Origin of the sequence: Cellulophaga omnivescoria (assembly GCF_001999725.1) — a bacterium.
GTDB lineage: Bacteria > Bacteroidota > Bacteroidia > Flavobacteriales > Flavobacteriaceae > Cellulophaga > Cellulophaga omnivescoria.
Map to the genome: position 1 here is coordinate 1 of NZ_MDDP01000004.1, position 23,149 is coordinate 23,149.

General features: G+C 32.3%; 22 protein-coding genes. 17 read left to right on the forward strand and 5 right to left on the reverse strand.

Features of this window, described 5'->3' with window-relative positions; translation table 11 throughout:
* Nucleotides 1-230: 230 nt before the first annotated feature.
* Nucleotides 231-1,673 (forward strand): T9SS type A sorting domain-containing protein, encoded by a 1,443-nt coding sequence (locus BFJ87_RS02365; RefSeq protein WP_171974456.1) that lies wholly within the window; start codon nucleotides 231-233, stop codon nucleotides 1,671-1,673.
* A gap of 54 nt (nucleotides 1,674-1,727) precedes the next feature.
* Here BFJ87_RS02365 and BFJ87_RS02370 read toward each other — a convergent pair whose 3' ends face one another.
* From BFJ87_RS02370 to BFJ87_RS02380, 3 genes are all read right to left on the reverse strand, one after another.
* On the reverse strand, nucleotides 1,728-2,195 hold the full coding sequence (locus BFJ87_RS02370; RefSeq protein ID WP_139344201.1) for a hypothetical protein: 468 nt from the start codon (nucleotides 2,193-2,195) through the stop codon (nucleotides 1,728-1,730).
* 66 nt (nucleotides 2,196-2,261) lie between these two features.
* A complete protein-coding gene (locus BFJ87_RS02375; protein ID WP_077399386.1) occupies nucleotides 2,262-2,738 on the reverse strand; it encodes an Hsp20/alpha crystallin family protein in 477 nt (158 codons plus the stop codon).
* 124 nt (nucleotides 2,739-2,862) lie between these two features.
* Nucleotides 2,863-3,756 carry an AraC family transcriptional regulator gene (locus BFJ87_RS02380; protein WP_077399389.1) on the reverse strand — a complete coding sequence of 298 codons (894 nt, stop codon included), beginning with the start codon at nucleotides 3,754-3,756 and terminating at the stop codon, nucleotides 2,863-2,865.
* A gap of 169 nt (nucleotides 3,757-3,925) precedes the next feature.
* On the opposite strand from BFJ87_RS02380, the gene nfsB reads away from it, so the two are divergent.
* The 11 genes from nfsB to BFJ87_RS02435 all read left to right on the forward strand — a co-directional run bounded on the left by nfsB (nucleotide 3,926) and on the right by BFJ87_RS02435 (nucleotide 14,428).
* The gene (gene nfsB, locus BFJ87_RS02385; RefSeq protein WP_077399392.1) at nucleotides 3,926-4,585 is read left to right on the forward strand and encodes an oxygen-insensitive NAD(P)H nitroreductase; all 660 of its coding nucleotides are present in this window, start codon (nucleotides 3,926-3,928) and stop codon (nucleotides 4,583-4,585) included.
* Between the two features lie 18 nt (nucleotides 4,586-4,603).
* Nucleotides 4,604-5,617 carry a zinc-binding alcohol dehydrogenase family protein gene (locus tag BFJ87_RS02390; protein ID WP_077399395.1) on the forward strand — a complete coding sequence of 338 codons (1,014 nt, stop codon included), beginning with the start codon at nucleotides 4,604-4,606 and terminating at the stop codon, nucleotides 5,615-5,617.
* Between the two features lie 21 nt (nucleotides 5,618-5,638).
* On the forward strand, nucleotides 5,639-6,478 hold the full coding sequence (locus tag BFJ87_RS02395; protein ID WP_077399398.1) for a DUF4437 domain-containing protein: 840 nt from the start codon (nucleotides 5,639-5,641) through the stop codon (nucleotides 6,476-6,478).
* A 119-nt stretch (nucleotides 6,479-6,597) separates the two neighbouring features.
* Complete coding sequence (locus tag BFJ87_RS02400; RefSeq protein WP_077399401.1) at nucleotides 6,598-7,464, forward strand: AraC family transcriptional regulator; 867 nt, start codon at nucleotides 6,598-6,600, stop codon at nucleotides 7,462-7,464.
* A gap of 122 nt (nucleotides 7,465-7,586) precedes the next feature.
* Nucleotides 7,587-8,432 (forward strand): enoyl-CoA hydratase/isomerase family protein, encoded by an 846-nt coding sequence (locus tag BFJ87_RS02405; RefSeq protein ID WP_077399404.1) that lies wholly within the window; start codon nucleotides 7,587-7,589, stop codon nucleotides 8,430-8,432.
* A 39-nt stretch (nucleotides 8,433-8,471) separates the two neighbouring features.
* Nucleotides 8,472-9,455 carry a zinc-dependent alcohol dehydrogenase family protein gene (locus BFJ87_RS02410; protein ID WP_077399407.1) on the forward strand — a complete coding sequence of 328 codons (984 nt, stop codon included), beginning with the start codon at nucleotides 8,472-8,474 and terminating at the stop codon, nucleotides 9,453-9,455.
* A gap of 205 nt (nucleotides 9,456-9,660) precedes the next feature.
* Nucleotides 9,661-10,623: a 2OG-Fe(II) oxygenase gene (locus BFJ87_RS02415; protein ID WP_077399410.1), complete on the forward strand. Its 963-nt coding sequence runs from the start codon at nucleotides 9,661-9,663 to the stop codon at nucleotides 10,621-10,623.
* 94 nt (nucleotides 10,624-10,717) lie between these two features.
* Nucleotides 10,718-11,500, forward strand: a complete 783-nt coding sequence (locus BFJ87_RS02420) for an SDR family NAD(P)-dependent oxidoreductase (protein ID WP_077399413.1) — start codon at nucleotides 10,718-10,720, stop codon at nucleotides 11,498-11,500.
* A 97-nt stretch (nucleotides 11,501-11,597) separates the two neighbouring features.
* A complete protein-coding gene (gene kefF / locus BFJ87_RS02425; RefSeq protein WP_077399416.1) occupies nucleotides 11,598-12,191 on the forward strand; it encodes a glutathione-regulated potassium-efflux system oxidoreductase KefF in 594 nt (197 codons plus the stop codon).
* A 3-nt stretch (nucleotides 12,192-12,194) separates the two neighbouring features.
* Complete coding sequence (locus BFJ87_RS02430) at nucleotides 12,195-14,093, forward strand: monovalent cation:proton antiporter-2 (CPA2) family protein (protein ID WP_077399418.1); 1,899 nt, start codon at nucleotides 12,195-12,197, stop codon at nucleotides 14,091-14,093.
* A gap of 2 nt (nucleotides 14,094-14,095) precedes the next feature.
* Nucleotides 14,096-14,428: a TfoX/Sxy family protein gene (locus tag BFJ87_RS02435; protein WP_077399421.1), complete on the forward strand. Its 333-nt coding sequence runs from the start codon at nucleotides 14,096-14,098 to the stop codon at nucleotides 14,426-14,428.
* A 55-nt stretch (nucleotides 14,429-14,483) separates the two neighbouring features.
* On the opposite strand, the gene BFJ87_RS02440 is transcribed toward BFJ87_RS02435, so the two are convergent.
* Nucleotides 14,484-15,962, reverse strand: a complete 1,479-nt coding sequence (locus tag BFJ87_RS02440; RefSeq protein ID WP_245799574.1) for a glycoside hydrolase family protein — start codon at nucleotides 15,960-15,962, stop codon at nucleotides 14,484-14,486.
* Nucleotides 15,963-16,262: 300 nt separating this feature from the next.
* Here BFJ87_RS02440 and BFJ87_RS02445 point away from each other — a divergent pair, with 300 nt between their 5' ends.
* The gene (locus BFJ87_RS02445) at nucleotides 16,263-17,357 is read left to right on the forward strand and encodes an alkene reductase (protein WP_077399427.1); all 1,095 of its coding nucleotides are present in this window, start codon (nucleotides 16,263-16,265) and stop codon (nucleotides 17,355-17,357) included.
* A 369-nt stretch (nucleotides 17,358-17,726) separates the two neighbouring features.
* Here the strand turns inward: BFJ87_RS02445 and BFJ87_RS02450 are convergent, their stop codons facing one another.
* Nucleotides 17,727-18,452, reverse strand: coding sequence for an NUDIX hydrolase (locus BFJ87_RS02450; RefSeq protein WP_077399430.1), 726 nt, complete (start codon nucleotides 18,450-18,452; stop codon nucleotides 17,727-17,729).
* Nucleotides 18,453-18,713: 261 nt separating this feature from the next.
* On the opposite strand from BFJ87_RS02450, the gene BFJ87_RS02455 reads away from it, so the two are divergent.
* Genes BFJ87_RS02455 through BFJ87_RS02470 form a run of 4 tightly spaced genes read left to right on the forward strand, consistent with a single transcriptional unit; the run spans nucleotide 18,714 to nucleotide 23,142 of the window.
* Nucleotides 18,714-19,544, forward strand: a complete 831-nt coding sequence (locus tag BFJ87_RS02455) for a hypothetical protein (RefSeq protein ID WP_245799575.1) — start codon at nucleotides 18,714-18,716, stop codon at nucleotides 19,542-19,544.
* A gap of 21 nt (nucleotides 19,545-19,565) precedes the next feature.
* Complete coding sequence (locus BFJ87_RS02460) at nucleotides 19,566-20,630, forward strand: substrate-binding domain-containing protein (protein WP_077399436.1); 1,065 nt, start codon at nucleotides 19,566-19,568, stop codon at nucleotides 20,628-20,630.
* A gap of 1 nt (nucleotide 20,631) precedes the next feature.
* On the forward strand, nucleotides 20,632-22,155 hold the full coding sequence (locus BFJ87_RS02465) for a sugar ABC transporter ATP-binding protein (RefSeq protein WP_077399439.1): 1,524 nt from the start codon (nucleotides 20,632-20,634) through the stop codon (nucleotides 22,153-22,155).
* An 18-nt stretch (nucleotides 22,156-22,173) separates the two neighbouring features.
* Nucleotides 22,174-23,142: an ABC transporter permease gene (locus BFJ87_RS02470; protein WP_077399443.1), complete on the forward strand. Its 969-nt coding sequence runs from the start codon at nucleotides 22,174-22,176 to the stop codon at nucleotides 23,140-23,142.
* Nucleotides 23,143-23,149: the final 7 nt, after the last annotated feature.

Below are 23,149 nucleotides of genomic sequence, written 5' to 3' on the forward strand. Positions count from 1 at the left end.
TTATTGTTATAAACTTATTTTTAATATTTATCTAGTATTTACAGTTCATACAAAGCAAAAAGAAATATTTATAGAAGGTAAAAATTATTTGTTGAGTATTTGTCTAGTATATATTTATCATAATTTTCTTGTTAAATAGTAGTTTCGTTATAAATAATTTTAGTCTGTTTCCCCAGGATATGAATTTTTTAGAAGAAAATAATTTAATTAATATTTAAACTACATTTTTTATGAAAAAGATTAACCTACTATCAGTTATTATGTTTCTACAATTGCTATTTGTTAATGCTCAGTACGATTGGGATAACATACCTATACCCGCAAATGCCGGAGCAGGAAAAACGTGGCAATTACAAGTACAAGCCAGTGATGATTTTAACTATCAATTTTCACCAACTAACAACGTAACAGATTTTGGACCAGCTAACAATGCCAAATGGTATAATAAATTTCACAACCAACCTAATGGAACACCAAATAATTGGCCTGGACCTGGACCAACCGTATGGATGCAAAACCACGTTGCTGTTTCTGGAGGTCATTTAAATATTTGGGCATCTAGAATCCCTGGAGCAACTAAGTCTTTTGTTGGCTCTAGCGGAAATTTAATTTCTAGACCAGAAACAAGAGCTGGTTGTATAACTAACAAAACGCGTGTAAAGTTCCCTGTATTTGTAGAAGCTAGTATAAAAGTAATGAACTCTTCATTAGCTTCGGATATTTGGTTGTTAAGCCCAGATGACACACAGGAAATAGACATTATAGAATGTTATGGAGGGCCAGGAGACGACAATAGAAATGGCTTTTTTGCAAATAAAATACACCTTAGTCATCACGTATTTATTAGACCTCCAAATTTTAAAGATTACCAACCAGCAGATCTTAACAGTTGGTGGAAAAAAGATGGAGTATCACAATGGGGTGGTAGAGTAGTAAGAATTGGTGTTAATTGGGTTTCTGCTACAAGATTAGAGTATTATGTAGACGGACAAATGGTTCGTGTTTTAGATGATACTGCAGTACAAACCAGATTAGCAGATGGTACTTGGCAATATACATACCCAGCTGGTGTAACTAGTACTGGTGTTAACGGACAGTTGGTTAGAGAAAATGGATACCAGAAAATGAATATTGCTACTAGTTTAAATGATGCAAAAAACAAGTCTAATATTAGTGTTATAGATCCATTTAATTATTTAAATAACCAGAGAAGATTTACAAAAGAAATGGATATTATTATTAATGTAGAAGATCAAAGTTGGCAAGCAGAGGCTTTTAGGTCATCTACAGACGCAGAGCTAGAAAATTTTGAAAACAATAATTTACTTGTAAATTGGATTAGAGTATATAAGCCAGTAAATGCTCGTAACTTTGTGAATACAGAACTTACAAGTACAGAGATTTCTAATAATTCTGCTAGAGCTTTAACTTCTAATGAAGAAGAAAAGCAAGAGCTAGCAGTATTTCCTATTCCTGCTAAAGACGTTCTAAATATTAGTAGTAAAGACTATGTACAGGCTAAGGTTTATAATTTACAAGGACTAATTGTTTTAAGAAAAGATGTTGCAGATGGTACACTAAATGTTTCTTCTTTAGAAAATGGTATTTATGTACTAGAATTGGCCAAAGCAAATGGTGAGTCTACAAAGCAAAAAATTGTAATATCTAAATAACAATTTTCTTTATTAACTAAAAACCCAAAACATAATTTATGTTTTGGGTTTTATTTATAATTTAGTTTTTTCACTTTCTTTAGGTTCAACTTTAGAAGAATATTTTTTAAAAAATTGCTGCTGTTGTTGTAGCATTCTATTTCTAATTTTATCTAGCTGCATAAAATCTTCTCCAAAATCACTAGAGAAAAAATCATCAGTAAAAAAACTATCCATAAATATAGAGTCTATATGTTGTGGTGTTGGAAAAGAGTGTAAACTAGAGAAAAACTTTGACTTGTAACTGTGTAACAAGCTGTCTTTTTCTAGATCAGATAAGTTATTGTAACCACTGCTAGATGACCAAGAGTAAATACTGTCATACTGTATTAAATTTCCCTTGTCATCATATTGTTTATTAACCGTCCAATCTCCTAAAGGCTTTTTTTCTTCGTTTTTTGGCTTTGTTTCATTTTTATTATTCTGCCCATTGCAACTAATATTTAAAGACACTAATAAAGCCAATGCAATACATTTTTTCATCACTTTTAAAAATTTATTAGACATTAAAGACAACAGGAAGCTAATTTTAGCTCCCTGTTTTTAGTTTTAAGATATAGTTATTGTTCTTGCAGGCTTTTGTTTAGCCTCTTCTTTTTTGGGTAGTGTAATATGCAGAATACCATCAGTATATTTTGCATCTATATTATTATCATTAACAGTTTCTGGCAGCGTAAAAGTTCTTTTAAAAGATGAGTATCCAAACTCCCTACGGGTATATTGTTCGTTATTGGTTTCCTCTTCTTCTTTTATCTGTGCAGAAATAGTTAAAGAATGGTTGTCTATTTCTACCTGAAAGTTAGATTTTTTTAGACCAGGAGCAGCCATAGAAACTAAAAAAGAATCTGCTGTTTCCTTAATATTTACTTTGGGTAAAGTAATACCAGTATTAAAGTTTGATGTAAATACAGTAGGTAAATCTACATTAAACATATCGTCTATTACTCTAGACCAACTAGGAAAATTAATAGGTGAATTTGTGCTTGTTAAACCTCCGTTTTTAGGAACATTAATTAAATTGCTCATAATTACAAAAATTTTAAATTAAACAAAAAATCAAATATTTTATAGGTATGTAATTAACAACAAAAAAAATGCCAATTTTATCAACTGACATTTTAAAATAATCTTAATTTTTTATTCATTATTATTAAGCTCTTGCTGTAGTGCAAAGCCCTCTTTTTAATAACATATATTCTCCGTTATTTTTAAATTCTTTAATAGATGTACCTGCATAACGTTTAAAGGTTTTAGATAGGTGGCTAACATCCGTAAAACCTAATTCATCCGCAATTTGGGTAAGCGTAAAGTCAGAATTTAACAAGCGTATTTCTACCAATTTTAGTTTCGCCTTTATAATATACTCCCTAAGTGACATATTTACTTGTTTTTTAAAATATTCACTAACATAAGTAGGTGACATTATAAAAACATCTGCTAAATTTTCAACTTTTAAAAGTTCTGTTTTATCTATATTTTCATTTATGTAAGTCAACATCTTTGTTATTCTGTCATCAGAGTTATTTTTGGGAACTTCAAAATAAGTACTCTTTTTAATATTACGTATTAATACTTCTAAAACACTCGTCATTAAACTTGTAACCAAGTTTATAGATTCGTTCCCGTAATTCATAGATTCTTGCGTAATCATACCTATTAAGCTTTCTAAATGATTACGATCTATATCATTTTTTATAATTTCTCCTGGCAATTGGTTGTAGTTAGAAAGTATGTATGATGCTTCTTTAAACCACTCATTTCTATCAATAGTCAGTTTGTTAGCATTTTTAAAAAAAGAATCAGTAAATTTTAAAAACACAAATTTTGTAGGTTTAGTTATTGTAAATGAATGACATTTTAAAGGTGGTAATAAAAAAATACTACCTTTTTGGTAATTATGCTCATTATAATTTATGCATTGCGTACCCTCGCCGTTTTTGATTAAAACTAACTCAAAAAAATTATTTTTAACAGGTCTTTGTTTCCATTCTGTTAATTCTAATTCTTGTATTTCAAAAGGTTTGTGTGCTTCTAATACTTGCATAACAGTGTTTATTTTAGTTCAAAATTAGTTAAAATATACTTAAACAGTACAAATAGAGGTATATAAACCTTTATTTGTACATACATCACCTTTTTTTGTACCAATAAAATGCTTGGTTGCACATATATCTTTGTATTAAAATTAAACAACAGATATAAAACACATACAAATGAATTTAAAAGAAATTTTAAACTGGAGATACACAACTAAGGAATATGATGCAACCAAAAAAATATCTGATGCAGATATGGCTGAAATTAAAAACTTGTTGAGAATGAGTCCGTCAAGTGTAAATTTACAACCTTGGCACTTTATAGTTGCTGAAACTACAGAAGGTAAAGCACGTGTTGCAAAAGGAACACAAGGCTTTTTTAGTTTTAACGAACCTAAAGTAACTAATGCTTCAGCTGTAGTTTTATTCTGTGTAAAAACAGATGCAGATGATGCATATTACCAACACATTGCAGATACGGAAGACAAAGACGGAAGATTCCCAAATGACGATGTTAAAAACGGATTTTTAGGTGCTGTAAAAACATTTGCAGGAATTCATAAATACGATTTAAAAGATTTACAACACTGGATGGAAAAGCAAGTATACCTTAACATTGGTAGCTTTTTATTAGGTGTTGCAAGCTTAGGAATTGATGCTACTCCAATGGAAGGAATCGAAGTAAAAGCTTTAGATGAAGAATTCGGATTAAGAGAAAAAGGATACACGTCTTTAGTTGCTGTATCTTTAGGATATCACGCTGAGTCTGATTTCAATTCAACAGAAAAAACACCTAAATCTAGATTAGCAGAAAGCGAAATTTTCACTTTAATATAATTTCAAAACTTTTATCAGATGAAAGCAATAGGATACAAAGAAAATCTTCCGTCAACAGATGTTAATTCGCTTCAAGACATAGAGGTAGAAACGCCTAAAGCAACTGGTAAAGATATTTTAGTTGAAGTAAAAGCCATTTCGGTAAACCCTGTAGATTATAAAATTAGAGCCAATAGACCAGCTCCAGATGGAGAATGGAGTATTATTGGTTGGGATGCCACAGGTATTGTTAAGGAAGTGGGAGAAGATGTATCTCTTTTTAAAGTAGGTGATGAAGTTTGGTATGCCGGTGATTTAAACCGACAAGGTAGTAATGCCCAATATCAGTTGGTTGATGAACGTATTGTAGGTAAAAAACCTGCAAGTTTATCATTTGCAGAAGCCGCTGCCTTACCATTAACTACGCTAACGGCTTACGAAATGCTGTTTCATAGACTAGAGGTTTCTAAAGATGATACCAACAAATCTATTTTGGTTATTGGTGCTGCTGGTGGCGTGGGTTCTATTTTGGTGCAACTGACTAAAATGCTTACAAAATTGAATATTATTGGTACCGCTTCTAGAGAAGAAACAACTTCGTGGTTAAAAGAATTGGGTGCAGATACGGTAATTAATCACAGAAATAAGCTTAGCGAGGAATTTGATAAATATAACTTGCCAGCACCAGAGTATGTGGTGAGTTTAAATGCTACGGAACATCACGTAGATGAAATTGCTAAACTGATTAAACCACAAGGGAAATTCGGATTTATAGATGACCCAACATCGTTAAACGTGATGCCTTTTAAAGGCAAAGCGGTATCTACACACATTGAGTTAATGTTTACGCGCTCTATGTTCCAGACCGATGATATGATAGAACAGCATAACATTTTAAACGAAGTTTCTGAACTTATAGACAACGGAATAGTAAGAACCACTTTGGGAGAAAACTTTGGAACTATAAATGCTAAAAATCTTAGAAAAGCACACGCTTTTTTAGAGACCGGAAAAGCAAAAGGCAAAATTGTTTTAGAAGGATTTCAAGTGTAATTAATAGAAACTGAATATAAAATGAAAAATATATTAATAATTTTAACTGTAGCGGCTGTATTTGCAAGTAACAAGATAACTGCACAAACACCAACAACAGACGACATTAAGTCTGTAAATGAAGTAGTAACCGCAGACAACGTAGAATGGGGTTGGTTAAACCCTTTGCGAGGCGATAAAAGTCCGGCAGCAGGAAAACTTTGGGGAGACAGAACCAAAAACGAACCAGCGGGATTTTTAGTGAAATTCAAAAAAGGATTTTCGTCACCACCACATATTCACAATATAACTTATAGAGGTGTAGTAATTAAAGGATTGTTACATAATGATGATGAAAATGCCGAGAAACAATGGCTACCAGCAGGTTCTTATTGGCAACAACCAGCAGGAGAAGCGCATATTACCGCTGCTGACGGTCAAGAAAATATGGCGTTTTTAGACATTCAAGAAGGTCCGTATTTGGTGAAACCTACATCAGAAGCCTTTGATAATGGCGAAAGACCTGTAAATGTTGATAAAACAAACTTGGTCTGGTTAAATGCTAATGACATCCAATGGGTTGCTCAAAAGAGCAATGTGCAAACTGCTTTTTTATGGGGAAGTCACGAAAAAAATCAGCTACGTGCCGCACTTTTAAAATTGCCAGCTGGTTTTAATGGAAAGATTAAAAACTTAAGTCCTAATTTTAGAGCAGTGGTCATTTCTGGTGAAGTTAAACATCAGTTTTCTAAAAAAGATACTAAAAATAAGTTACAACCTGGTTCTTATTTTGGAGCTAAAAAAAATACAACTTCAATCATTTCTACCGCTAAAGAAACAATTCTTTACGTAAGAAGTAATGGTGAGTTTGAAGTGAAGTAATTGTATTTAATACGAATTAAGAATTTAGAGGCTGTTTTTTTAGTATATTACTTAAAAGACTGTTCCCCAATGAAAAGTCGCTTTAGGGCGACTTTTCTATTAAAAATAAAACCAACAATATGCCACGTACCATAATCGAAAATATCGTAATTCAAGAATACAAAGACCAAACCTTTTTTGAGTTTTGTAAGTATACTACCATCAGGTTTTTTGAGATTGTGTATTTTGAAAAGGGTAGTGGCACCATAAAGATTAATGGGAAAACAGTAAATTATTCGGCTAACAGCATTTTTGTTTTTGTGCCAGATGATATTTATATCGTAAATCCGGAATCGGCAACTACTACCATTGCCATTAAATTCTTGAAAAGCTTTTTTAAGGGAGATGCGCCGCAAAATGCAAATCTTCCGGTGAACGATTGGTTTCGTAAAATTGAAGGGATTCTAAACAGTGAAAGTCATCAATTGCGTGAAATGCGTTTTGAAACCGAATCGGACAAAATACACCTAATATCATTGATAAAAATGGTGGCGGCAGAAAACGATAAAAAGAAATCATACGACCTGTTTATCATTCAAAATTCACTTTCCGTAATTCTTCACCTTATTGCCCGTAACATTCAGTTTTTAAATGCTGATATGAGTGCCAAAATAGTAGAGTCTTCTAAAATTCAGCAAATCATCAACTTTATTCACGCCAATATTTACAATCCAGAATTGCTGACCACCAAAAACTTGGCAGAAGAGTTTCATATGGCGGACAATTACATTAGTGAATATTTTAAAAAACATACTGATGTATCGCTAAAAAAGTACATTCTTAACTACAAATTAAAACTCGTAGAAACCCGATTAAAATATACCGATTTGCAGTTCTCAGAAATTGCAATGGAATTAGGCTTTACAGATTCTAGTCACCTTAACAAGACTTTCCAAAGTTATAAGGGGATGACTATTGGTGCTTATAAGGCAAGTATTTCCCAATAAATTACCATTTACCTCTTTTTTTACTAAAAGCCCTGTGTTTTTTACTTATCCAAAGCTTGAGTGCCTAGGTAACTTTGTCCTGTAATACTAACAGAACAATAATTAACCAAAAACTCAATACTATGGAATACAAGAATTTTCAAACATTTACGGCAGAACAAAAAGAAGGAATTTTAACAGTGACTATCAATTTTGGTCCTGTAAACGTACAAGGGCAAGAAATGCTTGCAGATTTAAGCAGTCTTTGTTTACGATTGGAGCGCGATAGAAGCGTAAAAGTAGTGATTTTTGAATCTTCAAATCCAGATTATTGGGTATGTCATTATGATACCAACTTACTTAGAGATATGTCTATGGAAGCGGTGCCAAGAAACGAAGTACAGTTATTAGACTTACAAGCAATTTTAGAAAGATTAAGCAACGTGCCACAAGCAACTATCGCCAAAATTGAAGGTTTTGCGCGCGGTGGCGGACACGAAATGGCATTGGCACTAGATATGCGTTTTGCAGCAAGAGGTAAAGCCAAGTTTATGCAAATGGAAGTAGGTATGGGCATTTTACCTTGTGGTGGCGGAGCTTCACGTATGGCAAGACAAACAGGATTAGGAAAAGCATTAGAAATAATATTAGGTGCAAGAGATTGGGATGCAGACGAAGCTGAAAAGTTTGGAACTATTAACAAAGCATTAGATGCAGATGAAATAGGACCTTATGTAGATGCTTTGGCGGAACGTATCTCCAAATTTCCGGCAGATTCTATTGCAGCTAGTAAACGTGCAGTTTATGCATCTATAGACTTACCAATTAAAGAGGCTTTAAAGGAAGAAGCCTACCAATTATTTCAGGCGACAAGCAGAACACCAGCCATAAAAAGATTCACCTACGCAGATGAAAATGGCGCTCAGTTTGACCATAACAACCAAAAGAATTGGGAACAAATGGTAATGGATATTCAAGAAGTAAATTAATAAAACAAGAATTATAATTAAATAAAAACAGAGATTGATATGAAAGCAATGCTTATAAACAACTACGGAGAAAACGGAAATTTCGAAGTATCAGAAATTGAAAAACCAGCAGTAAAAGCAAATCACGTATTGGTAAAAATAGCGGCATCTAGTGTAAATACAATTGACACTATGATCAAAAATATGGGAACCGATTTACCATTATCACCAGCTACACCAGCCTTATTAGGTATGGATTTCTCAGGAACTGTAGAATCGGTTGGCGATGGCGTAGAAGGTTTCAAAGTAGGTGATGAAGTATACGGTTGCGCTGGCGGATTAGCCGATTTACCAGGAACCTTAACGGAATATATTGTAGCGGATAGCAACCTTGTAGCGCACAAACCAAAAGGCTTAACTATGCGCGAAACTGCAGCCTTACCATTAGTAGCTATTACAGCTTACGAAGGTTTAACAAGAGCAGGCGTAAAAGCAGGTCAGAAAGTATTGGTACACGGTGGTTCCGGTGGTGTTGGTCATTTAGCGGTGCAGTTGGCAAAGTATTTTGGAGCAGAAGTTTTTGCAACTGGCACTGGTGATAATCAAAAAGCTATTGTTGAAAAATTTGGTGCAACTTTTATCGATTTTAAAACTGAAAAAGTAGCAGATTACACAGCAAAATATACCGATGGTGGTTTTAATGTGGTTTTTGACACTGTTGGTGGTGCAAACCTGACCAATTCTATTGAAGCGGTTGCCTTAAACGGACATATTTCTACTACGGTTTCGTTGTGTGAGTTAGACTTAACCCCATTGCATTTTAAAGGAGCATCATTACACGTGGTATTTATGCTAATACCAATGTTGTACAATTTTAAAAAAGAGGAACACGGTACTATTTTAGAGCGTTTAGCTGAAATTTCTAATGAAGGACATTTAACGCCAATAGTAGATGAAAACAAGTTTTCGTTAGAAGAAGTTGGTGATGCTTACGCACATTTACAAAGCGGAAAAGCTATTGGTAAAATAGTAGTTGAGAACTAAAAACAAATAAGGATTTGCAATGTATCCTTATGGTTGATCAATAGTGTTAAATGCCTCTTTTTAGAGGCATTTTTCATTTAACACATAGCAAAACCTTGTTTTTTACTAAAACCTCCATTTTTACTACCAAAGTCAAACAGGGGTCTGTGCTTAATTTTGTTGTAGATAAAAACAATAGCAGTAGCTATACTTAAAACATATAATTATGAAAACAATAGAACATACAAATGCACTTGCTGAAGCTCGTGCTTTAGAAGTACCATCACGAGAATTATCATTAAGACGCGATCCATCTGTTTCTCAATTTTGGAATGAAAACCGTAAATTGTTAGAAGCTGCTTGGGCAGAATGGGAAATAGAAAACAAAGACGATTTACTAGTTCCTGACGAAACTTTGCTAGACCCGCGTTTACGTAAAGCCATTAAAGACGCTTGGGAAAATCCTGAAAAAGAATCTGCTGTTGCCGATTTATGGGAAGAAGTTATACCTGGTGTTTATGTAGCACAGTTTTTTGATGTAGATCGCTTAGCGGATTTTCGCAACTACTTAGAAGCTGTGGCAAACTCAAGAGTACCAAAACGTGCGCCTTACGGTATACAGTTAAACCGATATGGAATGATGCTAGACCCTCGTTCTGAAGGGCATTTGGCAGCACCTAATTTTCAGGCATTTTATAATGATATGATGGACCGTTTTATGCGTCCTATAGCGCGCTTGTTATTGGGAACTTACGATTATGACAATCAGACTTTTGGATTTTCAATACAGTACAACCCAGATAAGGATAAGGATTTACACGCACATACCGATGCTTCTGCGGCTACCTTGAATATCAACATTAACTTACCGGATGAAAAGTTTACAGGATCCGAGGTCGATTTTTATGATAAAGCTTCAGGAAAAACGGTACAAGCTATTTTTGAGCCAGGAAAAGCCATCATCCATAGAGGGAATGTGCCACACGCAACACACCCAATTACAAGCGGACAACGTAGTAATTTAGTAGTTTGGCTGTACGGTGACCGTATGCAAATACCACGTGGTAGTACTAGCAGTTACGGAAATAGTAGCAGTGACACCATTAAAGATGTTACATTGGAAAGTGTTACCCCTCGCCAACGTTGGAGTTTACCTGATGGTCCTAAGGATACTGTAGCACCATTCTAATTACAGGAAGCGTAGTTTATTATATTAGACAAAAATAAAATTATAAAACTGGCAATAGTTGTATTGCCAGTTTTCATCAACATATAAGAATAAAATGAAACATATATTAATAACAGGAAGCACAGACGGTATAGGTAAATTACTAGCCTTGCGTTTGGCTAAAGAAGGGCACTTTGTAGCCATTCACGGTAGGAGTGATGCTAAATTAGCAGCTACTTTAAAAGAAATAAAACAACAATCTCATAATGAAAATGTTATTGGCTTTTTAGCGGACTTTTCAGACTTAAGTGCGGTAAAAAAAATGGCTGAAGAAGTTGCAGAAAAAATGCCAGTAATTGATGTTTTGGTCAATAATGCAGGCGTTTTAATGACAAACGGTACTAGTGGGACTACAGATATACGGTTTGTGGTAAATTACTTTGCACCTTATGCATTAACTAATGGCATATTAGCAAATTTAAAAGCATCGGACGCACCAAGAATTGTAAATTTAAGTTCCGCCGCGCAATCAACTATAAATATACAAGCGTTAGAAGGCAAAACAGGCTTGGGCGCCAACGAAGCTTATGCGCAAAGCAAACTGGCATTAACAATGTGGAGTTTTTATTTAGCGGAACAAGAACCTTCAATTACAGTAGTGGCGGTAAATCCAGGTTCCTTATTAAATACCAAAATGGCTAAAGAAGCGTATGGACAGCATTGGTCATCAGCAGAAAAAGGGGTTGACATTCTGTACAATTTAAGTATGACAGATTTAGCAAAATCAGGTGAATATTTTGATAATGATAAAGGTTCATATGCCACAGCACACGCAGATGCTTATGACAAAAATAAAATTGAAAAATTAATTGAAGTTACAATGTCTAATTTATTGTAAAATAGTTTATTAATGTTGTTTTTAAAATGAGTTTTTGGTTGATTAAAGCAACTTGAAATTCATTTTTTTGTATCTTATTTTCAACTAAATTCGCAAGATGAAAAAAATATTAGTTTTGTTTTCTCACCCAAACTTTGAAAAGTCTAGAGCAAATTCTATTTTAATAGATAAAATTAAGGATAAAGAAGGAGTAACTTTTCATGATTTGTACGAATGCTATCCGGATTTTAATGTAGATGTAGCGGCAGAAAAAGAACTATTAAATAGTCATGATGTTATTATTTGGCATCATCCTTTGTATTGGTATAGTTGTCCGCCTTTAATGAAACAATGGATGGATATGGTTTTAGAATTTGGATGGGCTTATGGTCCAAATGGCAATGCCTTATATGGCAAAAAGTGTTTAAATGTTATTACTACTGGTGGCACAAGAGCTGTTTATTGTAAAGAAGGCACCAATAGCTTTTCTGTAAATGAATTTTTAAGACCTTTTGAGCAAACTGCAAATTTATGTGGTATGTACTATTATCCGCCATTTACGGTTATGGGAACGCACAAAATTGATGAAGAGTCATTACATAACCACGCTCATAAATACAATAATTTACTAGATTTACTTAAGCAAGACTTGGCATTAGAAGAAATTACTAAGTTTTCATTTATAAATGATATTCCACAATTAAATACATAAGTTATGACGGGTAGTATTCTTTTTGAGGCTATTGTTTTTTTACTAGGAGCAATTATATGCGTTTCTATAGCTAAGCGTTTAGGACTAAGCTCTGTGTTAGGTTATTTATTTGCTGGGGTATTAATAGGTCCTTATGTTTTGGGTTTTATAGGGCAAGAAGGAGAAGACATATTACATTTTGCAGAGTTTGGAGTTGTAATGATGTTGTTTTTAATTGGTTTAGAAATTGAGCCTAAAAACTTCTGGAAAATGAGAAAAACTATAGTAGGTATGGGCGGCTTACAAGTTGCCTGTACAATGCTCATTTCTTATTTTTTATTTTCTCTATTGGGTTTTGAATGGAAAGTAGCACTAACATTTTCAATGGCGGTGGCACTATCTTCTACTGCCATAGCGTTGCAAACTATTAAAGAAAAAGGACTATTAAACACTACGTTTGGCGCTTCATCTTTTTCCATATTGTTGTTTCAGGATATTATAGTAATTTTTATGTTGGGTGCATTGCCCTTACTTGCCAATACATCTAAAACGGCAGTAGAACAAACCTCAGACCACACAAATTTGTTGCAAAATTTACCTTTAGGGCTACAAACGCTAGCAATACTGGGTTCTGTAGTTGTTATAATTATTGCAGGGAAATATTTAATAGTTCCTATGTTGCGTAAAGTAGCCAAAACAGGAGTTAGAGAATTATTAATAGCAGCGGCCTTACTAATTGTATTTGGAATTTCTTTTTTAATGGAATTAGTAGGTCTTAGTCCAGCTTTGGGAGCTTTTTTAGGAGGAGTAGTATTATCTAACAGTGAGTTTAAACACGAGCTAGAAAGCACTTTAGAACCTTTTAAAAATTTACTATTGGGATTGTTTTTTATGGCCGTAGGCGCCTCAATAAATTTTTTAGTTATAGCAAAAAGTCCGTTTACGGTAGGAGGTATTTTATTAGCGGTTATTGTATTAAAAGCCTTGGTTTTATATGTTACAGCAACAGTTTTTAAACTAAAGTTAAATCAGAAATTGCAATTAACCTTTACGTTGTCACAAATTGGAGAATTTGCTTTTGTACTGTTATCTTTTGCATTTTCATTACATATTTTAGAACAAAACCAATTAGATATTATGTTGGTGGTTACTGCATTAACAATGACAGTTACACCAATTATTGGAATGCTTAATGAACGCCTTTTGTTGCCACGTTTAGGAACTAAAGAGTCTATAAAAAGACCAATGGACCATATTGCTAAATCTCAAAAAATAATATTGGTTGGTTTTGGACATTTTGGCAGTACAATAGGTCGCTTTTTGCGAACGCACGGTGTAGAGGCAACCATATTAGACCATGACTCTAACCGTGTAGATTTTTTACGTAAAATGGGTTTTGAAGTTTACTATGGAGACGCTACACGTACAGACTTGTTAGAATCTGCCGGAATTGCAGAAGCAAATATTTTAATATGTGCTATGGATAACCCAGATGTTATTAAAAAATTAGCAAAAACGGTAAAAGAAAATTATCCACAGGTAAAGCTTATGGTCCGCGCTAAAAATAGATATGCAGCTTATGAGTTTTTAAATATGGAAATAGATCATATTTACAGAGAATCTTTAGAAACATCATTAAAATTGGCAAGTGAAGTTCTTAGTCAAATGGGATTTAGGAGGTATACATTGCAAAGACAAATACAAAATTTTATAAAGTATGATGAAGATAGTTTAAGACGCTTGTCTAAAGAAAAGAAAATAGGGGACGATAGTTATATTTTTAAGGCTAGAAAAGAATTAGAACAGCAAGAAAAATTGCTAGAGCAAGACTTTAAAAGAGGTATTGTAGAGTTTGATAATCATTGGGATGCGGAAAAAATAAGAAAATCATTAAATAAAAATGAAATTGTAAAAAATGTATAGTTATGGCTGTTACAGAAAGTTTTTTAACCTATGTATTAGATCAATTAATATGGGATAATATTGTATCAAAAAAAATGTTTGGTGGTGTTGGTCTTTACTACAATGAGTTAATGTTTTGTTTGCTGTATGAAGATGTAGTAGCATTAAAAGTAGATGACACAAACATTAAAAAATATGAAGATATAGGAGAAAAACCTATTAAGGTATTTAAAAGTAAAACATCAATACCATCATACTACACAGTACCATCACATATTTTAGAGGATAAAAAAGAATTTACAGTTTGGGCTAAGGAAGCCTACCAAATACAATTAAACAAAAATAGCATTAGTTAAAAAAAAGCAGCCACTACAAAAGTAATAGCTGCTTAGTTTATAGCATACTTATAAATTAATTACATGAATTTATTGTACCAACTCCTTTGTTACATTTTTTAGCAGTATTGTATTTAACATGTAGTATGTGGCTACTAGGAAAACCTTGTACGTTAGATGTGCTCACATTTACATTGTAATTCCCAAGACTGTTATCTCTTTTTGTATTGTCTATAGTAACGCCTAAAGACGGACCATTAAACTCAAACCCAGATGGTCCTGGCTTACACAATTTAGACCATTCTGGGCAAGGCAAGTATGGTAAAAATGCCTGTTTTAACTTAGCGCCTGTATTTTTATAAACCACTTTTACATTTTTTACAGTTGAGTTAGCAAATTTTCCAGGTTTTATACCGTTAACTGCAGGGTTAGAGTGGTTGTACGCTTTTTCATTAAAATCATTAGCAATTCTAGCTGCCCAAGTTCTTCCGTTATTACGTTTGTATACAACTTCTACAGATCCATTACCTAATATACCTTCAATATAATTTTTATATGCTTCACCACTAGCTCTATTTTGTTTGTCAAAAAGTTCTATAAAACCGTGTTCTACACGTACCGCATAGGCACAACCAATAGCAGTAACACCATCTATAGTTACTTTACCATTTTCCATAAAGTGAGGGGAGAACATAACAGGAGTTAGCCCATTTTTATTTTCAATATTGGTAGCAAATATTTTTCTTACGCCTCCTTTTTTAGCTGTTTTCATTGCAAGGTTATCAGTTTCTAATCTTAAGGTTACACCACCTGTACAACATAAGTTGTTAAATAATATGTTATCTGCTGCATAAGCTTGTATTAAACCGTAACCAGTATGTGCATTGGTTTGGTTTATATTTTCTATTATACCATTATGTGGCCAGGCATTGCCAGCTTTATTTGTAAAGCTTATAAGTATAGATGCAAATACCGTTTTTTCATCTTTAATAGAAAAGTTAGCTATTTTAAAATTATCTACATTACCAACGTCTGCCACAATAATATTTTTAGAAGAGTTACCTCTTACATCAACATTAAATTTACCTCCTTTACCAGTAATACTAACATTTTTTATTTTGTCTTCTGTTTTACTAGCAAAGTCAAAAATTCTATGGTTTTTAGCAGGAGTTAAACCTTTTGTAGGGTAAATTGTTGATCCTTTTTCAATTTGTAGATGTACGTTAGAGCGCATTCTAACCTTATTTAAATAATATTTACCTTTTGGAAGAATGATTACACCACCAGACCCAGAAATGTCTTTTATAGCTTTGTTTAGTTTTTCTGTGTCATCATTAGCATCTTTATTATTAACATTATAGGCAGTTACTAAATTTACTTTATTACGTAATACCGCTGCAGTAGGTGGTTTGTAAAAGTTAGATGCTTGTGCGCTTACCTCTGTAAGTACTTCTGCTTGTTGGGTATTTTCTACTTCTTCAATTTCTTTAGAGCAACTAATAAGCATTGCTGCCATTGTTACTACATACACATGTTTAATTTTTAGTTTCATCATAGTAAAAATTTTAAATTAATATGATGTAATATTAAAAAGTATATTCTTACATTTGTAGATTTATTTTATTGTTAAACAACATTATTTTAACAATTTTTTATCTGTATTCATATTTTTTAAACTCAATTTTTTTGTGATTTATGCAGATTTCTTAGTTGCTAATATGTGTTTAGTGTAAATTTTAACTAAATTTCTAGTGCTAAATTTTGCGTTAAATATATCTTAATTGATGTAGGTCAATGAAATTGATAGCACACTCTTGTAAATTTGTAGTTCACCTTAATTATAAAATTAAATTATATGAGTAATCAAAATTTACTAAAACCATATACAAAAAATATAGAGCTTAAGAACAGAGTAGTAATGGCACCAATGACTCGTAGTCGTGCTACAAATAAAGAAAAGGCTGCTACAGATGAGCTGCAAGGCCTTTATTATGAGCAAAGAGTATCTGCAGGTTTACTAATTACAGAAGGTTCTCAGGTATCAAAAAAAGCAGTAGGTTATATTAATACGCCAGGTATATACTCTGCCGAGCAAGTAGAAGGCTGGAAAAAAGTAACCAAGAGAGTGCATAATAAAGGAGGGAAAATATTTATTCAGCTTTGGCACGTTGGCCGTATGTCTCATCCAGATTTTCATAACGGAGAATTACCATTAGCACCATCTGCTATTAATCCTAATGAAAAATCATATACCGAAGAGGGTTTTAAAGATACTGTTACGCCTAAAGCAATGACACTATCAGATATTAAACAAACTGTACAAGATTTTAAAAATGCTGCTTTAAATGCAGTACAAGCTGGTTTTGATGGTGTAGAGATACATTCATCTAACGGTTATTTGTTTCATCAATTTTTTACAGCAACATCTAATACCAGAACTGATGAGTACGGCGGTAGTATAGAAAATAGAGCTCGTTTTTTCTTTGAAGTGTTAGATGAAATGAAACAAGTAATTCCTCAAGAAAAAATAGGTGTACGTTTTAATCCTTCTTTAAATGGCCTATTTGGTATTACTATGGATGAAGAAACCATACCTACGTTTGAATATATTATAAAAAAATTAAATGATTATAATTTAGCGTATGTTCATCTATCAGAACCTTTTACAGATGTGTCTAATATACCATTTGCGGTTACAGAAATAGCAAAACATTTTAGACCATTGTACAAAGGAACGTTAATGATTAATTCTGGTTTTGATAAAGAATCTGGCAATAAAGTTATAGAAGAAGGTTATGCAGATTTAGTGGCCTATGGTAAACCATATATATCTAACCCAGATTTGGTAGAACGTTTTAGAGACAATGTGGCACTTGCAGAGTGGGATGAAAGTACTTTTTATGTTCCAGGAGAAAAAGGATATACAGATTATGAAAGGGCAACCAAGTAATTTATAAATATTTATAAAAAAGGGATATTACAATTAAGTAATATCCCTTTTTTAGTTTTAATCGTATTACATTAATTTATAGGCGTAAGATAGCCTAGCAGTATTAGACACGCTAAAAAAAATGGTTACAGAATTAAACAGGGTATTTACAGAAAAGCAGCCCCATTACACAGATAGTACAACATTAGCATTACTAAATACCGCATCTTTGTAGTGTAAATAAGATTTTTGATAATAGTAGTTTTTTAGATTGATTGAGATTTAACTACTTGTAGTTGGTAGTTAAATTGGTTAGTAGTTGAGTTAGTTTTAAAAAACCGGTTATTTTTAAATAGCCGGTTTTTTTATGTCTTCATATTTAATAGCTTGTTATATGCTAATTAAATAGTTCTTCTGAAACATTTTATCATAAATATCCTTACTAAACATATACAACTGTGCAGGTTTTTTAGAAACCCCAACCTGCTTTTCATCTAAAGCAATTATATATTTTTTATTAATTAGCTTTCTCCTAAAGTTTCTGTTGTCAATTTCTATACACAAAATAGACTGGTAAAGGTCTTGTACCTCATTTATAGTAAACTTATCTGGTAATAGTTTAAAAATTATAGGTTCGGATAAACACTTTTCTTTTAAATCTTCATAAGCTTCTAAAATAATTTTTTTATGGTCAAAGCCTACATCTGGTAATTTATTTACTGGAAACCATTTAGCATCAATTTTATTAAGATCTATATCATCTGTTTTTAACAAAAAGTAATAAGCAATAGTAACCGTCCGTAAATTAAACTCTTCATTTTTTATCCATATTAGGTCTTTTTCATTCATCAATCTATCTGGATCACCAAAAGCCTTAAATTGTTTTTTGTATTGGTTTTTTAAACCTGTTAATTCTTCTAAAACTCTAGTGGCTGTTTGGTCTAATGTTTCTTCTTCGTATTTATGATATCCTGTTAATACATAATCATTTACAAGTACTTTATTGTTTTTTTCTAAATACCTTTTAATAAGCAAAACATTTAAAGATTTGGTAACGGTATCAAAACCAAAAACAACACAATCTACAGATATATTTAATATTTTTTTCTGTCCCATAGTATAAATCAATCTAAAGAATATAGATAATAGTTAGGCTAATATAAGTATTTTTTATAATTAAACGTAATAATTACGTTATTGTAATTTTCCTTAAAATTTGATGATATGATAAAAATAGGGTAAAATATTACATATAAGTGTTAAATTATTATATTTTAAATACTAATAATTAGGTTTTTAAGTTATTTATTATTTACATTTGAAAAATAAACGTAAAAATGACGTTTATAATTTATTGTAGTTTATATATTATCAATTATGAAAAATAATACGCAATTCTCCTTAAAAAACAGTATTTTCTGTTTTATTATAATTTTTGTATTTGTACTACATACAGGACAGGCACAAAATGATACTTTAGTTAACTACAAACCATTTAATGTAAGTGCACATGTTAAAAATATGCACATATGGCACGGTTTTGTAGTTCATTCTGGAGCTGTATTGGCTACAAGTTTGGAATTTAATTCAAAAAACCAAAAATTTACTTTTGGGTTTTGGGGTGGAGGTAGTTTTGCTACTACAGATGTTACAAATAAAATTACTGGTGATAATGTAAGTGCCTATTACAAGGAGTTGTCTATTTATACTAAGTATCGTTTTTCGGACAAATTTTTTATTGAAGCCGTAACACACAATAACTACACAGGAGTAGAAGAAAGAGGAGACAAATTAAACTATTGGAGTTATGATAAAACTCAAGGATATAATTTTGTGGACCTTAACTTTGGTTATAATGTTACACCAAACACATTACTATACTTAGCAACAATTATAAATGGAGGTTCTGGAGATTATGAAGTTTTAAATGATGGAAGTTTACAAGAGTCATGGACACATTATTTTGAAATTAACAGTAAAATTTGGCAAGATAAAAACTCTAGTTTATCAGTATTTGCAGGAGGAGCTTGGTCTTTTATAACTGATAAAACTTTTTATACAGAAAGTAACGGTAACATTATTAATGTTGGTGCTGCATACAATAAAAATATAGATATAAGTGGATATAAATTACCTGTAGATGTAACTTTAATGTGGAATCCTGAAGCAGAAAAGGCTGTTTTACAGTTAGATATTACCTTATTTTAATAACAACTAAAAACTTAAACTATGAAAACTAAGAAATTAAAAGTAGTATTAAAAAGATTTAGGATACCACTTTTGGTATTTACTTTACTTTTAAATATGGTTGGTTGTGCAGAGGAAATTAAAACAACCAAATCATCTAATGGAAGTGAAGAAGAAACCGGAGAAATATTTAAAAGTGATATTAATTTAACCGGCAAAAAAGTGGGGTATTGTACACCATCTTTAAACGCACCATATTACCAAGCTTTATTACAAAGCATAAAATCTACCGTAGAAAAAAACGGAATGGAGTTTATTTCTGCAGATGGGCAAGATGATATAAATAAGCAAGTAGCTGCTGTAGAAGACTTAATTACTAAGGGTGTAGATGTTTTACTTTTAAACCCTAAAGATCCAGATGCTTTAGTTGGTGTTACTAAAATGGCAAAAAAAGCAGGTATACCTGTGTTTATTATAGATAGTTCTATAAGTCCGGCTGCAGAATACGTTACAACTATACAGTCTAACAACTTAGCTAATGGCGAATTGGCCGGAGAATGGTTGGTTAAAAAAATGGGAAAAACTAAAATGAATATTGCCCTACTAAGCGGTAATGCTGGTAATCCTGTTGGTAAAAAACGTAAACAAGGTTTATTACAGGGTATAACAGAAGAGCAACTAAGAACCCAAGGAAAAATAGATTTAAATGTAAAAACTCAAGCTTATACAGATTGGTCTTATGCAGGAGGTTTAAAAGCTATGGAAGATATTCTAGTGGCTCACCCAGATATTAATGTAGTTATTACAGAGTCTGATGTTTGTGTACTTGGAGCCATAAAAGCTATTGCACAAGCGGGTAAAACGGATGATATTTTAATAGTTGCCGGTGCAGATGGGCAAAAAGAAGCTATTAAATATATTATGGATACAGATTTTTATGGCTGTACAGCTATGAATAGTCCTGTGCAAATTGGTATTAACTCTGTAAAATATGCTATAGAGTATTTAAATGGAAAAAGAGATTTTGATAAAACATCTTTTACAGCTCCATTACTTATTACCAAAGAAAATGCCTCTAAATACTACAATCCTAAAGCATTATTTTAGTATGAAAAAGTCTGACAATGAGTACCGCTTAGTAATGTCCGGAATCTCTAAAAGTTTTGGTAATGTTTCTGTATTAAAAGATGTAAACCTAAAAGTAAAACACGGAGAAATTCATGCGTTATTAGGAGAAAACGGAGCAGGAAAATCTACCTTAATAAAAATACTAAGTGGTGTACACCAAAAAGATACAGGAAAAGTAGTTTTAGATGGTAATGAAATTGCACCAAAAAACACACATGACGGTCAGGTTTTAGGAATAAACGTAGTATACCAAGAACTTTCTTTGGTACAGGATTTATCTGTTGCAGAAAACATTTACTTACATAAACTGGGTGCCACCAAATTTTGGATGAACTGGAAAGAGTTAACCAATAACGCTCAAGAACTTATAGACTCTTTGGGTTTTGAAATTGATGCTTCGGCAAGAGTAAGAGACTTAAGTATAGTGCAAAAACAAGTAGTAGAAATAGCCAAAGCAATATCTGAAGATACTAAAGTTTTAGTATTAGATGAGCCAACAACTGTTTTTGATCCTACAGATATAAAAAAGTTATTTAATAATTTATTTAAACTAAAAGAAAAAGGAATTTCTCTAATATACATTTCTCACCATTTAGATGAAATATTTAAAATAGCAGACACAATTACCGTACTAAGAGACGGTGTAGATACGGGTACTTTGGTTGCAGCAGATACAGACAAAGACAGTGTAATACATTTAATGATAGGGCGAGAGCTAAAAGATTTATATCCTAAAAAGGATAGTAAAATAGGTGAAGAACCTGTTTTTGAAGTAAAAAACTTAACCGCAAAAGATACTATGGTTAACAACGTATCTTTTAGTGTTAAACCTGGAGAAATACTAGGTATTGCAGGTTTGGGAGGTAGTGGAAGAACAGAAACAGCCAAACTAATTTTTGGTGCAGACAAAAAAAAATCTGGTACTTTAATCTTAAACGGAAAAAAAATTGAAACAAATTCTCCTGTAGATGCTGCTGCGCACCAAATAGGCTTTGTATCTGAAGATAGAAAAGAAGAAGGTGTCTTTTTACCGCTATCAATAAGGCGAAATATAAGTGTAACCAATTTTAAATCTATCTCTAGTAAATTAGGTTTTATAAATATAGATAGTGAATATAAAAAGGTATTGGGTTTAATTGATAAATTAAATATAAAAACACCAAACTCCGAGGTTAATGTAAAAAACCTAAGTGGGGGCAATCAGCAAAAAGTAGCACTAGCAAAATGGTTAAGTATAGATAGTAAAGTAATTTTTATAGATGAACCAACAAGAGGTGTAGATGTTGGTGCTAAAATTGAAATTTATAAGCTAATAAATGAAGTAGCTAAAAAAGGAGTAGGTGTAGTTGTTATATCTTCAGATATGCCTGAGATTATGGGAATATCAGACCGTATTTTGGTAATGCACCAGGGTACTATTTATGGCGAACTACAAAAGCATCAATTTTCTGAAGAAAACATATTGCGCTACGCTATAGGAGAACCATTAAAACAAACTAATTAATAATATAAAACCAACATTATGGCTATCACATTAAAAGAACAATTAAGCAGCCCAGGTGGTGTTCTTAAGTTTTTAGTAAAATATAATACAGTATTCATTTTTTTATTATTGGTGTTATTTTCTGCACTAATTTCAGATGTATTTTTTACATCAGTAAACTTATCTAACTTATTAAAACAAGTATCTGGTATAGGAATTATAAGTATTGGTATGCTTATAGTAATTTTAACAGGTGGTATAGACCTTTCTGTAGGCTCTATGGTTGCCCTATTGGCAGTTACTTTTGCCATATTGGTAAACATATTTGCTCTTCCATTAGCAATTTTAATGACACTTGCTATAGGTTTTGGATTAGGTAGCATATCTGGCTATTTAGTTGCTTATCAAAAAATGGCACCCTTTGTAGCTACCTTAGCTTTAATGACCATTGCTCGTGGGTTAGGCTTTATATACTCTAAAGGTTCTCCGGTAACCTTTAAAACTTACGGCGGTTTGTATATGTCTAATTTTGCAAACAATTCTACTTTGGGTATACCTAATATTGCAATCGTCTTTTTTATTATAGTTGCTATTGCAATGGTTATGCTTAGGTATAATGTTTTTGGAAGATTAATTATTGCTATTGGTAGCAATGAAGAGGCATCAAGACTGTCTGGTATTAAAGTAAATAAATATAAATTTTTGGTATACGCAATTTCAGGAGCATTGGCTGCAACAGCAGCAATTATAGTGGCTTCTAGAACAAATTTAGGTTCCCCAAATATGGGAATGTCTTGGGAGTTAGATGCTATAGCTGCTGTGGTTATTGGTGGTGCTAGTTTAAATGGAGGTAAAGGAACAGCTATTAATACATTAATGGGTGTATTAATTTTGGGACTTATAAGTAATATTTTAAACTTACTTAATGTACCATCTTACCCACAACAAGTAGTTAAAGGAGGCATAATCATATTTGCAGTATTGTTACAGAGGTTTGAGCGAAAATAAAAAAATC

Excerpts from the sequence above, each read along its gene's own strand:
- BFJ87_RS02365 (WP_171974456.1), top strand. The coding sequence starts at position 231 with ATGAAAAAGATTAACCTACTATCAGTTATTATGTTTCTACAATTGCTA.
- BFJ87_RS02370 (WP_139344201.1), bottom strand. The coding sequence starts at position 2,195 with ATGAAAAAATGTATTGCATTGGCTTTATTAGTGTCTTTAAATATTAGT.
- BFJ87_RS02375 (WP_077399386.1), bottom strand. The coding sequence starts at position 2,738 with ATGAGCAATTTAATTAATGTTCCTAAAAACGGAGGTTTAACAAGCACA.
- BFJ87_RS02380 (WP_077399389.1), bottom strand. The coding sequence starts at position 3,756 with ATGCAAGTATTAGAAGCACACAAACCTTTTGAAATACAAGAATTAGAA.
- nfsB (WP_077399392.1), top strand. The coding sequence starts at position 3,926 with ATGAATTTAAAAGAAATTTTAAACTGGAGATACACAACTAAGGAATAT.
- BFJ87_RS02390 (WP_077399395.1), top strand. The coding sequence starts at position 4,604 with ATGAAAGCAATAGGATACAAAGAAAATCTTCCGTCAACAGATGTTAAT.
- BFJ87_RS02395 (WP_077399398.1), top strand. The coding sequence starts at position 5,639 with ATGAAAAATATATTAATAATTTTAACTGTAGCGGCTGTATTTGCAAGT.
- BFJ87_RS02400 (WP_077399401.1), top strand. The coding sequence starts at position 6,598 with ATGCCACGTACCATAATCGAAAATATCGTAATTCAAGAATACAAAGAC.
- BFJ87_RS02405 (WP_077399404.1), top strand. The coding sequence starts at position 7,587 with ATGGAATACAAGAATTTTCAAACATTTACGGCAGAACAAAAAGAAGGA.
- BFJ87_RS02410 (WP_077399407.1), top strand. The coding sequence starts at position 8,472 with ATGAAAGCAATGCTTATAAACAACTACGGAGAAAACGGAAATTTCGAA.
- BFJ87_RS02415 (WP_077399410.1), top strand. The coding sequence starts at position 9,661 with ATGAAAACAATAGAACATACAAATGCACTTGCTGAAGCTCGTGCTTTA.
- BFJ87_RS02420 (WP_077399413.1), top strand. The coding sequence starts at position 10,718 with ATGAAACATATATTAATAACAGGAAGCACAGACGGTATAGGTAAATTA.
- kefF (WP_077399416.1), top strand. The coding sequence starts at position 11,598 with ATGAAAAAAATATTAGTTTTGTTTTCTCACCCAAACTTTGAAAAGTCT.
- BFJ87_RS02430 (WP_077399418.1), top strand. The coding sequence starts at position 12,195 with ATGACGGGTAGTATTCTTTTTGAGGCTATTGTTTTTTTACTAGGAGCA.
- BFJ87_RS02435 (WP_077399421.1), top strand. The coding sequence starts at position 14,096 with ATGGCTGTTACAGAAAGTTTTTTAACCTATGTATTAGATCAATTAATA.
- BFJ87_RS02440 (WP_245799574.1), bottom strand. The coding sequence starts at position 15,962 with ATGATGAAACTAAAAATTAAACATGTGTATGTAGTAACAATGGCAGCA.
- BFJ87_RS02445 (WP_077399427.1), top strand. The coding sequence starts at position 16,263 with ATGAGTAATCAAAATTTACTAAAACCATATACAAAAAATATAGAGCTT.
- BFJ87_RS02450 (WP_077399430.1), bottom strand. The coding sequence starts at position 18,452 with ATGGGACAGAAAAAAATATTAAATATATCTGTAGATTGTGTTGTTTTT.
- BFJ87_RS02455 (WP_245799575.1), top strand. The coding sequence starts at position 18,714 with ATGAAAAATAATACGCAATTCTCCTTAAAAAACAGTATTTTCTGTTTT.
- BFJ87_RS02460 (WP_077399436.1), top strand. The coding sequence starts at position 19,566 with ATGAAAACTAAGAAATTAAAAGTAGTATTAAAAAGATTTAGGATACCA.
- BFJ87_RS02465 (WP_077399439.1), top strand. The coding sequence starts at position 20,632 with ATGAAAAAGTCTGACAATGAGTACCGCTTAGTAATGTCCGGAATCTCT.
- BFJ87_RS02470 (WP_077399443.1), top strand. The coding sequence starts at position 22,174 with ATGGCTATCACATTAAAAGAACAATTAAGCAGCCCAGGTGGTGTTCTT.